Raw genomic sequence first — 14,635 nt, forward strand, 5'->3', positions numbered from 1 at the left:
TCGCAACCTTTGTTGCAGTGCACCCCAGGGAGAGTATCATGATCCGCTTCGCCCCGATCGCCGCTGTTGCGCTCTGCCTCAGCGCCGCGACCCCCGCTCTGGCCCAGTCCGGCCATTACACCGCCACTCCGACCGAGGCGCCGAAGAAGGCCAGCTTCATCACCCAGACCACCGTCTGGAAGTGCAAGGACGGCACCTGCGCAGCGCCCAAGTCGACGATGAGCGACAAGGTAATGTGCGAGCGCGTGGTGCAGCGTGTCGGCGCCCTGACCACCTTCACGGTCGGTGGCACCAATTTCGACGCCGAGGCACTGGCCGCCTGCAACGCGCGCGCCAAGTAAGCCACACAGCCGTCACTTCGACGCAACAGTAAAACGGGCATCGGCCAGCGCCGGTGCCCGTTTTGTGTGAATCCTGTTGCAAAGCAGCAGCATCCCCCCCCACATTCACACCGTGCTGCGTCAATATGAACTCGTCGACCGGGTCCTGTCCTACGACCCCGAAGCCAATGAAGCGCTGTTGAACCGCGCCTATGTGTTTTCGATGCACGCGCATGGCAGCCAGAAGCGCGCCAGCGGCGACCCCTATTTCAGCCATCCGATCGAGGTGGCGGGCATATTGACCGATCTGCACCTCGACGACGAGACGATCGCGACCGCGATCCTGCACGACACGATCGAGGATACGGTCGCGACGCCCGAGGAAATCCTCGCCAAGTTCGGGCCGAGCGTCGCGCGGCTCGTGGATGGCGTGACCAAGCTGTCCAAGATCGAGGCGCAGACCGAAAGCGAGCGTGCGGCGGAGAATCTGCGCAAATTCCTGCTCGCCATGTCCGACGATATCCGCGTGCTGCTGGTCAAACTCGCCGACCGGCTGCACAATATGCGCACGCTGCACCATATCGCAAAGCCCGAGAAACGGCGGCGGATCGCGCGCGAGACGATGGACATCTATGCCCCGCTCGCCGAGCGGATCGGCATGTACGAGTTCATGAAAGAGATGCAGACGCTCGCCTTCCAGCAGCTCGAGCCGGAAGCGCATGAATCGATTACCAAGCGGCTCGCGGCACTAACCGTCGAGGGCGAGGACCGCATCGCCAAGATCGGCTCCGGCCTCAAATTGCTGCTGTCGCGCGGCGGGGTCGAAGCAGAGATTTCGGGGCGTGAGAAACACCCCTATTCGATCTGGAAAAAGATGTCGGAGCGGCACGTCAGCTTCGAACAGCTGTCCGACATCATGGCGTTCCGGGCGATCGTCGGCACCGAAGAGGAATGTTACCGCGCGCTCGGCATCATCCATCGCCGCTGGCCGATGGTGCCGGGGCGGTTCAAGGATTATATCTCGACGCCCAAGCGCAACGGCTATCGCTCGCTGCACACCAGCATCATCCATGCCGGCGACACCCGCGTCGAAATCCAGATCCGCACGCGCGAAATGCACAGCCAGGCCGAACACGGCCTCGCCGCGCACTGGTCGTACAAGCAGAATGCGGTGCGCCCCGACACCCAGGTCAGCTGGATCCGTGACCTCGTCGACATCCTCGAACAGGCCGAAAGCCCCGAGGAGCTGCTCGAACATACCAAGATGGCGATGTATCAGGATCGCATCTTCGCCTTTACCCCCAAGGGTGAGCTGATCCAGCTGCCCAAGGGCGCGACGCCGATCGACTTTGCCTATGCCGTGCACACCGATCTTGGCGATCAGGCGGTTGGCGCGAAGATCAATGGCCGCGTCGTCCCGCTGCGCACCGAAATCGCGCAGGGCGATCAGGTCGCGATCCTGCGATCCAAGGCGCAGCGGCCGCAGGATAACTGGCTCAATTTCGCGATCACCGGCAAGGCGCGCGCCGCGATCCGCCGTCACCTGCGCCACAAGGAGCGCGACGAGTCGATCGCGCTCGGCCGCAAACTCTATGACGACATCGTCGGCCGCCTGCCCGTGCCGATCGGGGAGGAGGCGCTGGGCGCTGCGCTCACCCGCCTCAAGCTCGACGATGCCGACGCGCTAATGGAGGCGATCGCGCGGCAAAAGGTCACCGACGCGCAGGTGATGGAAGCGCTGATGCCCGGATCGACGGAGGATGAGGCAGCGCTGATGCCCGTCCAGCGCGTACCGATTTCGATCAAGGGCCTGACCCCCGGCGTCGCCTTCACCCTCGCCGCCTGCTGCCACCCGGTCCCCGGCGACCGCATTGTCGGCGTGCGCCACCCCGATGCGCCGATCGAAATCCACCAGATCAGCTGCGCCAAGCTCGACGCGGTCGAGGATCAGGACTGGGTCGATATCGGCTGGGGCGACAAGGCCGAGGGCGGCACCGCGCGGATCGCGGTGACGCTGAAGAACGAACCCGGCGCGCTCGGCGCGGTCGCGACATTGCTCGGCCAGCACAAGGCGAACATCCTCAACATCCGCTTCGATACGCGCGACACGACCTTCCACACGAATCTGATCGATCTGGAAGTGCGCGACGCGGCACATCTGATGAAGCTGATCGCGGCATTGAGGGCAGCGGATGCGGTGAGTTCGGCGGAGCGGGTATAGCCGTTTTCGACAAAACATGGCTGAAACGTGCACGTTTCAGCCGATTGCAGCGATCGGCGAGACCCGGGTAGCGGCCCGGTTAGGTGCGGCATTCTCTCAGTCTGAAAGAGGATGTCATGCTCTCTGTTCCACTATGTTGCGTCGCGCTTTCTCTCGCCCCTGCCGTGCCTGCCCCGGCACCACCCATCGAGCCAGATCAGGCCCCGCGCGCCGAGCCTGCAGCCGATGGCGGCGTCGCGCGCAACCTGCGGGTGCGCGCGCAATATCTAATGCCGCAGCGCCGTGCGCTGTTCGGGCAGGAGCGCGACATCGATATTGCGACGCTGAACATCTATCACGATTGGCAGCTGCCGCTCGGCGTGACCCTGAGTGCGACCGGGGGATTCCTTGTTGCGCAGGGCGAACTGCGCAGTCCTGGACAAGCACCGCGAGCCAGCAATGCGTCGGGCGTCACTGCGGGTGGCGTGGTGCGAATTGCGCCGCTGCGAATCGGGCCGGTGACCCCGTTCGCCGAAGGGTCGATCGAGTTCCTGTACACGTTCGGCAAGCCCTTCCCCGCAGGCGGCACCAGCGTGAACGGGTTCCTGCGCTGGGGAGCAGGGGCAAGCGTCGCGGTATCGCGGCACTTGTCGATCGAGGCGGGCTGGCAGGGCGCGCATATCTCCAATGGCGGCAAGGATGGCAGCTACAACCCTGGGTGGGACGGACGGGGGCCGTTTGTCGGCGTCAGCTTCCGCCGTTAGCTTCGCGATAGACGGTCGGTGTCACACCGAACCGCTCCCGGAATGCGCGATTAAATGGCCCGATCGATCCGAATCCATGGTCCAGCGCCAGGGTCAGGATCGGCGTGCGCGCGCATTCCGGATTTGCCAGCTGAAGCGCGATCGCGTCCAGCCGCGCGGCATTGACGAAAGCCGGGAAGTTGCGGTGGCCCAGCTCACGACTGATCAGGCGGCGCAGGCGATAAACCGGGATACCGGCCAACGCGGCGAAACGGTCGAGGCTGAGGTCGCTGTCGCGCCAGGGTTCTGCTGCCATTGCTTGCTTGACCCGAGCCAATTCGGCTGCGTCCGGCGCATCGGCAGCGGGCCGCAGCGCAGGCTGCGGTGGCGCGATCACCGCCTCCACGCGCAAAACGAGCGATGCCACGACGAGCGCGAAGCCCAATATTAGGGCCGATTCGACGCGCAACAGGATCGAGGGGCGCTCAGCAACGGGCAGCATGGGTGCGAACAGCAGCAGCGCGATCGCAAGCGGGCCGGCCAGGACAAGCGCGGCGCGAAGGCGGCGACGCGCGTCGATCAGATCATCGCGATAGCCCCGCCACGCGGCTTGCAGTGCGTCGACGACCAGCACAAGCGCCAGTCCGCGCAGCACAAGCCCGACGATCGCGGCCATGGCGCTGCCCCGGCCCGCCAGTCCGAGCACGAGGACAAGTCCGATCGCCTCAAGCACGATCAGCAGCGCCCAATGCCAGAGCCGCACGCGCCAGCCATCGACAAGGATGATCCGCGCAAGCATCCAGTAGAGCAATGGAGCCGCCAGCGTCGGCACCGCCAGCAGGACGACCGCTTCCGGCCATAACTGGCGTGCGATGGGCAACATCGCGTGCGCCGCAAAGGCTAGGCATGCGGCAATACCCAGCCCGCGCCCCCGTGGCGGGAGAACGTCGGAGCGCGCCAGCGCCGCCACCTTGGCCAGCGCGATGCCCGCTGCCATGCTCCGCACGACCAGATCGAAGATCCATCCGGAATCCATTGCGCGACATTGGCCTCAAACCGCCCGACGACGCCAGCCCCCAGTGGGATCTCACCCGTCATCAGCGTCCTGACCGCTGCGCCGGGGGCTGATCCGGACTGGGCCATCTTGGCGTTGTCCAGCCAATGGGCCCAGCCGCCGGGAACACTCTGGTGGCGATTGACGCCGAGATCGCGGTCATAGATCGGCCCGCGGATCGCATCGCGCCGGGCGTTTCGGGTGTCGACCGGATCGCCACAAATCCCGCATGACGAGGGCCGCGCGGCGCGCTAAGACCGCGCCATGCAACGTCCAAAGCTCTCGGTCGTCGTGCCGTGCTACAATGAGGAAGGCTGTCTCGAGCTGCTGCACGCCCGCGTGTCGGCGGCGGCGCGCGCGGCGGTTGGCGACGATTATGAGGTCGTCCTGGTCAATGACGGATCGCGCGACGGCAGCTGGTCCGTCATGCAGCGGCTGTCGGCGGCCGACCCGCATCTCGTCGCGGTCAATCTGTCGCGCAATCACGGGCATCAACTCGCGCTGACCGCCGGGCTCGACCTGTGCGCGGGCGACGAGATCCTGGTGATCGACGCCGACCTGCAGGACCCGCCCGAGCTGTTGTCCGACATGCGCGCGACGATGCGCGAACAGGGTGCGGATGTGGTCTATGCCGTGCGCCGAAAGCGCGATGGCGAGACGTTCTTCAAAAAGGCGACCGCCGCGCTGTTCTACCGCATGCTCGACCGGATCACCGACACGCCGATCCCGCTCGACACCGGCGATTTCCGCCTGATGAGCCGCCGTGCGCTCGACGCCTTTCTGTCGCTGCCCGAACAGGCGCGCTTCATCCGTGGCATGGTCGCCTGGGTCGGCTTCCGACAGGTACCGTTCGTCTATGACCGGCATGAGCGGCATGCGGGCGAGACCAAATATCCGCTCGCCAAGATGGTCCGCTTCGCGCTCGACGCGGTGACCGGCTTCTCGACCGCGCCGCTGCGCTTTGCCAGCCATGTCGGCCTCGCGCTCACCGGCCTGTCGGTGCTGCTGTTCCTTTACATCGTCGTCGGCTGGCTGTTCGGCAATGCGGTGCAGGGCTGGACCTCGACCATGCTGGTGGTCGTGTTCCTGGGCGCGGTGCAGATGTTCGTGCTCGGCATGATCGGCGAATATCTCGGCCGGCTCTATGTCGAATCGAAGCGGCGGCCGCTCTACCTCGTCGCGGACGTTGCGGGTCCGGTGAAGGGCCATGCCTCACTTGGCTATCGCTTTCAGGATTCGGGCGAGGTCACCGTTTCTCCCTTCGCGCCGCCGCGCGCGGATCTGGAAGAGCCTGCTTCGGCCCCGGCCAAGCCGCCAAGGCGCAAGTCCGAGCCGCCCACGCTGCTGTGAGGGGCATGCTCGCCCTGGTCGCGCTCGCGCTGGCGCCGCCGGTTCTGGCGCAGGACGCTCCGGCGCTGCGCGACCGGGTCGAAGCGGAGTTCGCAAAGGCACCGGCCGGAGCGCGGTTCGGGCTGCTCGTCGGCGACGGCGCTGGGCGCGAGATTGTCGCGATCCGCCCGGACGAACGCTTCATCCCGGCATCGAACACCAAGATCGTGACCACCGCCGCCGCGTGGTGGAGCATGCCCGATGCGATGATCGCGCCCGATGCGACCGGCGGCGCTGCTGTCCGCGTCGCGGGCAAGGACCTGATTCTCACCGGGCGCGGCGATGCCCGGCTGTCGAGCGCAGCGGACTGCGTCACCAATTGCCTGAGCCAGCTTGCCAACGCCATCGCCGCAGGCATCCGCCGGGTGCGCAACATCACCGGCGACGCCACCTTGTTCCCCGACGAGCGCTGGAGCGCGGGGATGAGCTGGAACAACATCCCGACGCGTTCGGGCACCGCCAATGCCGCGCTCAGCCTCGACGATAATGAGCTGGTCGCGACGGTCACACCGGCCAAGCCCGGTGCGGCACCGAAGGTGGATCATCTCGGCTATGTGACGATCGACAATCGCGTGGCGACGGTTGCGGAGGGCGGCAAGACCGATATCGCGTTCGACCGGCTGCCATTCGACCGAACGATCCGCCTGACCGGAACGATCGCCGCCGATGCGTCGCCACGCACGCTTCGCTTCGCCATCGACGATCCGGCGCATTATGCGGCGTGGCGGCTGGCAGCAATGCTGCGCGAGCGGGGCGTGAAGGTCAGCGGAACGGTGACGTCGCGCTATCGCACGCTCGATTCCGCCACCGACGATCCGGCAAAGCGCACCGCCCCGCCGCCGCGCCCACCCGAACCGGTGTGGGTCGCCGCACTAACTCCGCCCCCGCTGGCGGAGGATGTGCGCACGATCAACAAGGTCAGCCAGAACCTGCACGCGGAACTTCTGCTGCGTCGCACCGGCCTGATCGACGGCACCGGGTCGGTCGCCGACGGGCAGCAGCGTGTCGCCGCGATGTTCGCCGCCGCCGGGGCACCGCGCACCGCATTCGACTTTTCCGACGGGTCGGGCATGTCGACCTATAACCGCATCGCCCCGCGCGGCATGGTGACGCTGCTCGACTGGATCGCGCGCCAGCCCTGGGGCGCGGCGTGGCGCGAGACGTTGCCGGTTGGCGGTGTCGACGGCACGCTGGCGCGGCGGTTCAAGGGGACGGCGCTGGAGGGGCGGATCTTCGCCAAGACCGGGTCGATCAACGCGACCAATGCGCTGGCTGGCTATATGCTCGCCAAGAGCGGGAAATTGCTCACCTTCGCCGCCTATGCCAATGATGTGCCGGGGGATGCGTCGGGCACGCCGATGATCGACGCGGCGCTGGTGGCGGTCGCTGAGGCGAACTGAGGCTACGCCGCCCCGACCGGGGATAGGCCATGCTGCTCGCCGCGATGATGCTTGTTCAGGATGCGGCTTCGCTTGAAGCCGCCGGTCGCTATGCCGACGCCGAACGCGCGCGCCGATCCAGCTACGAACAAGCGCAGCGCCGCAGCGCTGGCACCGTGGCGACGGCGGATGCTGCGGAGAAGCTGGCGGACAATCTGGCGATGCAGCTGCGGCTTGCCGATGCCGAACCCTTTTACCGGCGCGCATTCGAAATCCGGCTGGCGAAGCGCGGCGAGAAGCATGGCGACACTGCACGCAGCCTGCGGCAACTCGCCTCGCTATCGATGGCGCGCGGCGCACTGGGCGAGGCGGAGGCACTCGCGCGGCGCTCGCTCGATATTCAGCGTGGGGTGGTGCCGGCGGGCGGTATGGAGCTGGCGTGGGCGCTCAATACGCTGGCCGAGGTGCTGGCGGCGCAGGGCAAGGCGTTCGATGCCGACCCGTTGTTCGGCGAGGCGATCGTCATCGCGCGGGCGCAGGGCGATGCCGACCTCGCCATCCTGCTCAACAATCACGGCAATAATTTCTACCGCATGGCCACCGCCACGGTGATCCCGCCGATGTTCCGGCGCCGCGCCGGGGCGACGCGTTCGGTCGTCGCGCCGAGCGATCAGGAGGCGAACGGCGGACTCGATCCGCTGCGCAAGCGCGCCTTTCTGGCGCAGGGCCGCGATCTGTTGAACGAGGCGATGCGGATGTTCACCGCCGCATCGGGGGCGGACCATCCCGATGTCGCCAATTTGCTCAACGGCCTCGCCGCCAATTACCGCGCCGCCGGGATGCCGGTCGAGGCCGAGGCGCGCTATCGTCAGGCAGTGGCGATCAAGGCGCGCTTCCTGCCGCCCGACAATCGCGACCGCATCGTCGGCGAATGGAGCCTGGGCGACCTGCTCGCCACCCGTCCAGGCCGCGAGGCGGAGGCGCGGACCCGGCTGCGCGCCGCGATCGCGGGGGCAATGGCATCGCAGGCACGTTTCCGCACCTTCGACGCTGCGGCGAGCAATGAGTTGCGCAGCTATGCCCCCGTGTTCGCGACCAGCATCCGCGTCGCGTGGCGGTTGTCGGTTACTTCGGCTCGGCCAGCACGATGATCGACAGGCCGGGCGGCATCGGCAGGCGGCCGAGCAAATGGCGCTCCAGCCCGAAGATCTTCTCGAACGCCCAGTTGAGCAGCTTCGGCGGCGGCGAATCGTCGCTGTCGTCCTTGCCGGTCAGCTTGCCCGCGACCCGCGCGGCGACTGCTGCGGGGAACAACAGCGAGTTGAACCAGCGCAGCTTGCGCCATTTGAGGCCGGCCTTGTCGAGCGCGGCGGTCAGCGTTGCCTTGGAATAGCGGCGCTTGTGGTGGTTCACCACGTCATGCGCGCTCCACATCCACTGATGCGCGGGGACCGTGATCAGGATCTTACCGCCGGGCTTCAGCCGCTTCGCCATGCCGGCGAGTGCCGCGACGTCGTCCTCGACATGTTCGACCACGTCGAGCACCGCGATCAGATCATATTGCCCCTCAGCCACCCCGGTGAGCTCGGGCAGGGGCGCGGTGCCGACGTCCTTGCCCAGCCGTGCGCTGGCGACGGTGCGCGCCGCTTCGTCGATCTCGATCGCATCGACCGTGCCGAATGCGCCGAGCATTGGCAGGTTGTGGCCGGTGCCGCACCCAATCTCCAGGATCCGCGCGCCCTTCGGCGGCTGAACATAGCGCGCGATGTAATCGGCGAGGATGTCGCGGCGCGCCACATACCACCAATGGGTGGAATCATGTTCGGCCATGCGGTCGTAAACGATGCGGTCCATATCAGCGGAATACCAGCCAGCGATTGAGGATGAAGGTAAAAATCGTCGCGAGGCCGACTGCGGGTAACAGCGGCACCCATCCGGGATAACCGAGCACTGCCGTGCCAAGCCAGGTGATGATCGCGTTCAACGCGACGCCCGACCCCTGCACGGCAACGAACTGCACCTTTTGTCGCGGGCCAGGATCACGCGTGCCATGACCCTTGAAGCTCCAGCGGCTGTGCAGGAAATAGCCCGCCGTCACCGCCACGGCAAAGGCGAAGGGCACGGCATAGACCGCATCCTTGCGCGCAAATACCCAAAAGGTCAGCGGCAGATAGACGGCGGAATAGATCACGGTGGAAATGCCCCCCGCGATGCCGAAACGGATCAGCTGGCCCAGCATCCCGCTCCGCCGCAAATCGTCCAGTCGATGATTGAGTGAAGCCACGCCCGCCTTGCCCTGAAGTCGCGCGCCGCCCTAATGCTCGCGCTGCAGAAGGGGAAGCGGTTTTGAGTTCGACACGATTCGCGGGGTTCGACCTCGAACGGGAACTGCGGACGCGCTGGGTGCGCTGGACCTTGCTCGTCTGGGTCGCGATTGCGGCCTGGTATGTGTGGCAACGCTGGGGGTTGATCAACGCGCTCGCGCTCAGCGACACCGACGACAATATGCGGATGATGCAGGTGCGCGGGTTGCTCGCCGGGCAGGACTGGTATGACCTGCGCCAGTATCGGCTGAGCCCGCCGGGCGGCCTCGACATCCACTGGTCGCGGCTGGTCGACCTGCCGATCGCTGGGCTGATCCTGATCTTTCAACCCTTTACCGGGACCGCGATGGCCGAGCGGCTGGCGGCGGGGATCGCGCCGCTCTTCCCGCTGGCCGTGACAATGCTGGCGATGGGCGCGGCAGTGCGCCGCCTGATCGCGCCCGCCGCCTGGCCGCTGGCGGTGCTGATCCTGATGGGCTGCACCGCGACGATGGCGCAGTTCGTGCCGCTGCGCATCGACCATCATGGCTGGCAGCTCGCCTTTCTTGCGCTCGCCGTCATGGGCATCGCCGACCCGCAGCGCACGCGCGGCGGGCTGACCATCGGTCTGACCAGCGCAGGATCGTTGACGATCGGGCTGGAGCTGCTGCCGTTCTGCGCGATGGCCGGCGCAATCGTCGCGCTGCGCTGGGTATGGGACCGTGACGAAATGCCGCGCATGCGCGCTTATGGCCTCAGCCTGGCGGGCGGGAGCAGCGCCGGGTTCGTGCTGTTCGCGTCCAACGCCAATTACGCGATGCGCTGCGACGCGCTGACGCCCGTGTGGCTGTCGGTGATGGTCGCGGCGGGCGCGCTGGTGGTGGTGCTGAGCCTGCTCAACCCGGCCAACCGGCTCGTCCGGCTGGGCATCGCAGCAGTAGGAGGTGCGGTCGTCGTGGGCGGCTTTGCCGGGTTGTTCCCGCAATGTCTGCAACGCCCGGAAGGCGTGTCGGACGAGCTGGCCAACACCTGGCTCAACAATGTCCGCGAAGCGCGGCCGATCTACAAACACAGCTTTACCATGGCGTTCCCGATGGCGGTGCTGCCAGTGATCGGGATCATCGGCGCAGGATTCGCCGCGTGGCGCGCCAGGACTGCCGACCAGCTCGTCGCCTGGGTTGCAATCGGGCTGTTCACCGCCTTCGCCGGCGCAATGCTGATGTGGCAGGTGCGCGCAGGGCCGGCGGCGCAGCTGCTGGCGGTGCCGGGCTCGGCGTGGCTCGCCTGGACCATTGTGCCATGGTTCCTGCGCCAGCGCTGGATGCTGGTGCGAGTGCTGGGATCGGTGGTCGCGTTCCTGCTGGTATCGGGTCTGTTCGCCGGGTTCGTGGTCAAATATCTGCCGGTCAGCGACCCGCCCTCCAAATACCGCAGCACGGTGAGCCGGGCCAACAACCGCTGTGCCAGCGCGTCCGGGATGCGGATGCTCGACCGCACGCTGCCGCCATCGACGCTGTTCACCCATGTCGACCTGGGCCCGCGGCTGATCGTGATGACGCGACACAAGGGGATTGCCGGGCCCTATCACCGCAACGAGCGTGCGATCCTGGACGTGCATCATGGCTTTACCGGCAAGCCGGAGGCGTTTCGCGGCATCGCGCAACGTTATGGCGCGCAATATCTGCTGGTCTGCCCGAACATGGCCGAGACCACCGTCTATCGCGCACGGGAGAAGGACGGATTCTACGGGCAGCTTGCCAAGGGCAAGGTTCCGGACTGGCTCGAACCGGTGCCGCTGCCCAAGGGTGCGCCCTACCGGCTGTGGCGGATCCGGTACGAGCGGTAGTTTCTTAGCCCCTCCCGCCTTCGCGGGAGGGGTGTGAAGACCCTAGACCCCGAAGCTCTGCTTTACCCCGTCGATCACGAACTGGATCGCCAGCGCCGCCAGCAGCACGCCGAGCAGCCGGGTGATGACCGATTCGATCTTTGCGCCGAGCACCCGCATCAGCGGCCCGGCGGCGAGCAGTGCAGCCAGCGTCAGCGCAAGCACCAGCGCCAGCGCGCCGAACACCGCGGCGGTCTGCCCCGGCCCATCGGCGCGCGAGACGAGCAGCATGATCGTGGCAATCGATCCCGGTCCCGCGATCATCGGCATCGCCATCGGAAAGACCGAGACATCCTCGACCTCGGGCGTCTGCATCACCTTTTCCGCGCGGTCCTCACGGCGCTCCTGGCGCTTTTCGAACACCATTTCGAGCGCGATGATGAACAGCATGATCCCGCCCGCGATGCGGAATGCGCTGAGACTGATGCCCAGCGTGCGCAACAGCGCTTCGCCCACCAGTGCGAACACCAGCAGGATCGCGGTCGCGATCATCACCGCGCGCACCGCCATTGCCCGCTGCAGCGTCGGGCGGGCACCCTTGGTCAGGCCCGCATAGATCGGCGCGCAGCCCGGCGGGTCGATCACCACGAACAGCATGGCAAAGGCGGACAGGAACAGCTCGATCATTGGGCTTGCCTCTCTGCCAATTTGCGTTCCCAGCTAAGGGCATCGCGAACGATGCGCTCCAGATCGTCATATTGCGGCCGCCACGGCAAGGCCGCGAGGATCGCGCGATTGTCCGATACCAGTTCGTCGGGATCGCCTGCGCGGCGCCCCTCAAGCCTGCGTTCGATCGTAACGTTGGTCACGCGGTCGACCGCGTCGAGCACTTCGAGCACCGAATAGCCACGGCCATAGCCGGCGTTGAGCGTATGGCTGCTGCCCGGATCGGCGATCAGCAGGTCGAGTGCATGGACATGCGCGGCGGCAAGGTCGCTGACATGGATATAGTCGCGCACCCCGGTGCCGTCGGGCGTGGCAAAGTCCGTCCCGAACACCGAAACCCCGTCGCGCTTGCCGGTCGCCGCCTCGACCGCGACCTTGATCAAATGCGTCGCGCCCGCCGTGCTCTGCCCGCTGCGCCCCTGCGGATCGGCACCAGCGACGTTGAAATAGCGCAGCGCGCAATAGTTGATCGGGTGCGCAGCAGCGACGTCCTTCAGCATGATCTCGGTCATCAGCTTGGACATGCCATAGGGGTTGATCGGCTGCTTGGGCGCGTCCTCGCGCACCGGTACGACCTCAGGAATTCCGTAGGTTGCGGCGGTGGAGGAGAAAATGAAATGCTTCACCCCTTCCGCCACCGCGCTCTCGATCAGGCTGCGGCTGGCGGCGGTGTTGTTGCGGTAATATTTGAGGGGGTCGCTGACCGATTCCGGCACCACCACCGACCCGGCGAAATGCATGATGGCGGTCACCCCGTGCTCGCGGATCGCGGCGCGGACCTTGTCCTCATCGGCGATATTGGCGACGACCAGCGCCGCGCGCGGATCGACCGCCCAGTCGAAACCCGTGACCAAATTGTCCAGAACGACAACGCGCCAGCCCGCATCGAGCAGCGCGAGCACCGCATGGCTGCCGATATAGCCCGCCCCGCCCGTCACCATCACCGTGCCGTCATGCATGTTCGTCTTGCCCCTAGTTGCGCGTCGCGCTCAATCCTATCTTGGCTCCCGTAGCAAGGAGTTGAAGCGTATGACTACCGAAACCGCAATTCTCGCGGGTGGTTGCTTCTGGTGTGTGGAAGCGGTGTTCAAAGACCTGATCGGCGTCGAGTCGGTCGAAAGCGGCTATATTGGCGGGCATGTCGACAACCCGACCTACAAGGCGGTGTGCAGCGGCAATACCGGCCATGCCGAGGCGCTGAAGGTCACGTTCGACCCGCAGCAACTGCGCTATGACGACCTGCTCGACATCTTCTTCGCGACGCATGATCCGACGACGCTGAACCGCCAGGGTGGCGATGTCGGCACGCAATATCGCTCGGCGATCTTCCCGCAGTCGCCCGAACAGGAGGCGGCGGCGCGCGCGGGGATCGAACGCAACGCCAGCGAATGGCCCGCGCCGATCGTCACCACGATCGAACATGCTGACACCTGGTGGCCCGCAGAGGATTATCACCAGAATTACTGGGAAGGCGAAGGCCAGCGGAATCCCTATTGCCTGGGGGTCATCCCGCCCAAGCTCAACAAGCTGCGCAAGAGCTTTGCCGAGCGGCTGAAGGCGAAGGCGGGGGCAGGCTCGGCCTGACGCACGTGCTTACATGTCGTCATTCCCGCGCAGGCGGGAATCCATTCTGGCTGACCGACCGGATAGGGTCGCATCGTTAGTGCCAATGGATCCCCGCCTTCGCGGGGATGACGATATTCTTAATGGGAGAGCTAACGCGCCGCTGCCCGCTTCAGGCGGTCGTTGATGGCGAGGCCGATGCCGTCCTCCGGGATGGCCGCCACGGCCATCGCGGCGCGATCCGATGCATCCGCGCGGTGGAGTGCATCGAACAGGCGGGCAGCGGCCTCGGTCAAATCGCCCGTCGCGGACAGCGTGTCATCGCCGTCGACCGCGCCAAAGCCGATCAGCCACTCGCCATCCCGCGCCTCGGTCGCGTTGAGTCGCAGCGGCTTGCGCGGCGCATAGTGGCTGGCGAGCTGGCCCGGCGCTTCGATCGCCTCCCCTGCCCCCGCCAACCAGCGCCCGATCTCCCGCTCGATCGCCGCCGCCGACACGGGGCCGGGGCGCAGCAGGCGCGGTTGCGCGCCGACCGCGACGATGGTCGATTCGATCCCGCCGCTGGTCGCACCATCGTCGATGATCAGCGGGACGCGGTCTCCGAGCGATGCGGCGACATGGCTCGCGCGGGTCGGGCTGATCGTGCCGCTGGCGTTTGCCGACGGCGCGGCGAGCGGCTTGCCCGTCGCTGCCAGCAGCGCCTGCATCGCGCGATGCTGCGGCACCCGGATCGCGACGGTCGAAAGCCCGGCCGTCACCAGCCCGGCAATCGGCGCATCCGGCCGCAGCGGCAGCACCAGGGTCAGCGGACCCGGCCAGAAGGCATCGGCGAGCGCGCGCGCATCGCGGTCGAACATCGCGATCGCCTCAGCCGCGCGGCGGTCGGCGACATGGACGATCAGCGGGTTGAAACTCGGTCGCCCCTTGGCCGCATAGATGCCCGCCACCGCCTCTGCATTGGTGGCGTCGGCGGCGAGCCCGTACACCGTCTCGGTCGGAGTCGCGACGCATCCTCCCGCTGCAATGATCGCGGCGGCCTCGGCAATGGCAGCCTCGCCGTAGGGTAAGATGCGGGGATTTGGCGCGGTCATTTCCGATGGCTATAGCGCAGGCAAAAGCGCCGCAAGAGAGAG

At 66.6% G+C, this 14,635-nt stretch carries 14 protein-coding genes; 8 read left to right on the forward strand and 6 right to left on the reverse strand.

Annotation, left to right across the window (positions count from 1 at the left end; genetic code table 11):
- The first annotated feature begins 38 nt into the window (after positions 1 to 38).
- From ACRYLO_RS10535 to ACRYLO_RS10545, 3 genes are all read left to right on the forward strand, one after another.
- A complete protein-coding gene (locus ACRYLO_RS10535) occupies positions 39 to 341 on the forward strand; it encodes a CC_3452 family protein (RefSeq protein ID WP_482660110.1) in 303 nt (100 codons plus the stop codon).
- Positions 342 to 453: 112 nt separating this feature from the next.
- Entirely contained in the window at positions 454 to 2,541 is a 2,088-nt protein-coding gene (locus tag ACRYLO_RS10540) for a RelA/SpoT family protein (protein WP_294018729.1), read from the forward strand.
- 116 nt (positions 2,542 to 2,657) lie between these two features.
- A complete protein-coding gene (locus tag ACRYLO_RS10545; protein WP_482660111.1) occupies positions 2,658 to 3,284 on the forward strand; it encodes a hypothetical protein in 627 nt (208 codons plus the stop codon).
- Here the strand turns inward: ACRYLO_RS10545 and ACRYLO_RS10550 are convergent.
- Positions 3,268 to 4,299 carry a helix-turn-helix transcriptional regulator gene (locus ACRYLO_RS10550; protein WP_482660112.1) on the reverse strand — a complete coding sequence of 344 codons (1,032 nt, stop codon included), beginning with the start codon at positions 4,297 to 4,299 and terminating at the stop codon, positions 3,268 to 3,270. The genes ACRYLO_RS10545 and ACRYLO_RS10550 overlap by 17 nt on opposite strands.
- Before the next feature lie 282 nt (positions 4,300 to 4,581).
- Between ACRYLO_RS10550 and ACRYLO_RS10555 the strand changes: the two genes are divergently transcribed.
- From ACRYLO_RS10555 to ACRYLO_RS10565, 3 genes are read left to right on the forward strand one after another with little or no spacing between them, the layout of a single operon-like run.
- Complete coding sequence (locus ACRYLO_RS10555) at positions 4,582 to 5,667, forward strand: glycosyltransferase family 2 protein (protein WP_482660113.1); 1,086 nt, start codon at positions 4,582 to 4,584, stop codon at positions 5,665 to 5,667.
- A 5-nt stretch (positions 5,668 to 5,672) separates the two neighbouring features.
- Positions 5,673 to 7,106: a D-alanyl-D-alanine carboxypeptidase/D-alanyl-D-alanine endopeptidase gene (gene dacB / locus ACRYLO_RS10560; protein ID WP_482660114.1), complete on the forward strand. Its 1,434-nt coding sequence runs from the start codon at positions 5,673 to 5,675 to the stop codon at positions 7,104 to 7,106.
- A 29-nt stretch (positions 7,107 to 7,135) separates the two neighbouring features.
- The gene (locus ACRYLO_RS10565) at positions 7,136 to 8,236 is read left to right on the forward strand and encodes a tetratricopeptide repeat protein (RefSeq protein WP_482660115.1); all 1,101 of its coding nucleotides are present in this window, start codon (positions 7,136 to 7,138) and stop codon (positions 8,234 to 8,236) included.
- On the opposite strand, the gene ACRYLO_RS10570 is transcribed toward ACRYLO_RS10565, so the two are convergent.
- Entirely contained in the window at positions 8,211 to 8,939 is a 729-nt protein-coding gene (locus ACRYLO_RS10570) for a class I SAM-dependent methyltransferase (protein ID WP_482660116.1), read from the reverse strand. The genes ACRYLO_RS10565 and ACRYLO_RS10570 overlap by 26 nt on opposite strands.
- A 1-nt stretch (position 8,940) precedes the next feature.
- Positions 8,941 to 9,324, reverse strand: a complete 384-nt coding sequence (locus ACRYLO_RS10575) for a GtrA family protein (RefSeq protein ID WP_482661721.1) — start codon at positions 9,322 to 9,324, stop codon at positions 8,941 to 8,943.
- A gap of 107 nt (positions 9,325 to 9,431) precedes the next feature.
- Here ACRYLO_RS10575 and ACRYLO_RS10580 point away from each other — a divergent pair, with 107 nt between their 5' ends.
- A complete protein-coding gene (locus ACRYLO_RS10580) occupies positions 9,432 to 11,234 on the forward strand; it encodes an AcrB/AcrD/AcrF family protein (protein WP_482660117.1) in 1,803 nt (600 codons plus the stop codon).
- Positions 11,235 to 11,276: 42 nt separating this feature from the next.
- Here the strand turns inward: ACRYLO_RS10580 and ACRYLO_RS10585 are convergent, their stop codons facing one another.
- The gene (locus tag ACRYLO_RS10585) at positions 11,277 to 11,900 is read right to left on the reverse strand and encodes a MarC family protein (protein WP_482660118.1); all 624 of its coding nucleotides are present in this window, start codon (positions 11,898 to 11,900) and stop codon (positions 11,277 to 11,279) included.
- Positions 11,897 to 12,898: a UDP-glucose 4-epimerase GalE gene (galE, locus tag ACRYLO_RS10590; RefSeq protein ID WP_482660119.1), complete on the reverse strand. Its 1,002-nt coding sequence runs from the start codon at positions 12,896 to 12,898 to the stop codon at positions 11,897 to 11,899. Before galE ends, ACRYLO_RS10585 begins: the two co-directional genes overlap by 4 nt.
- 70 nt (positions 12,899 to 12,968) lie before the next feature.
- On the opposite strand from galE, the gene msrA reads away from it, so the two are divergent.
- Entirely contained in the window at positions 12,969 to 13,523 is a 555-nt protein-coding gene (gene msrA, locus ACRYLO_RS10595; RefSeq protein WP_482660120.1) for a peptide-methionine (S)-S-oxide reductase MsrA, read from the forward strand.
- Between the two features lie 131 nt (positions 13,524 to 13,654).
- On the opposite strand, the gene ACRYLO_RS10600 is transcribed toward msrA, so the two are convergent.
- Positions 13,655 to 14,593: an L-threonylcarbamoyladenylate synthase gene (locus ACRYLO_RS10600; RefSeq protein ID WP_482660121.1), complete on the reverse strand. Its 939-nt coding sequence runs from the start codon at positions 14,591 to 14,593 to the stop codon at positions 13,655 to 13,657.
- Positions 14,594 to 14,635 lie beyond the last annotated feature (42 nt).

This window comes from Sphingomonas sp. SDUR79, from assembly GCF_056821745.1.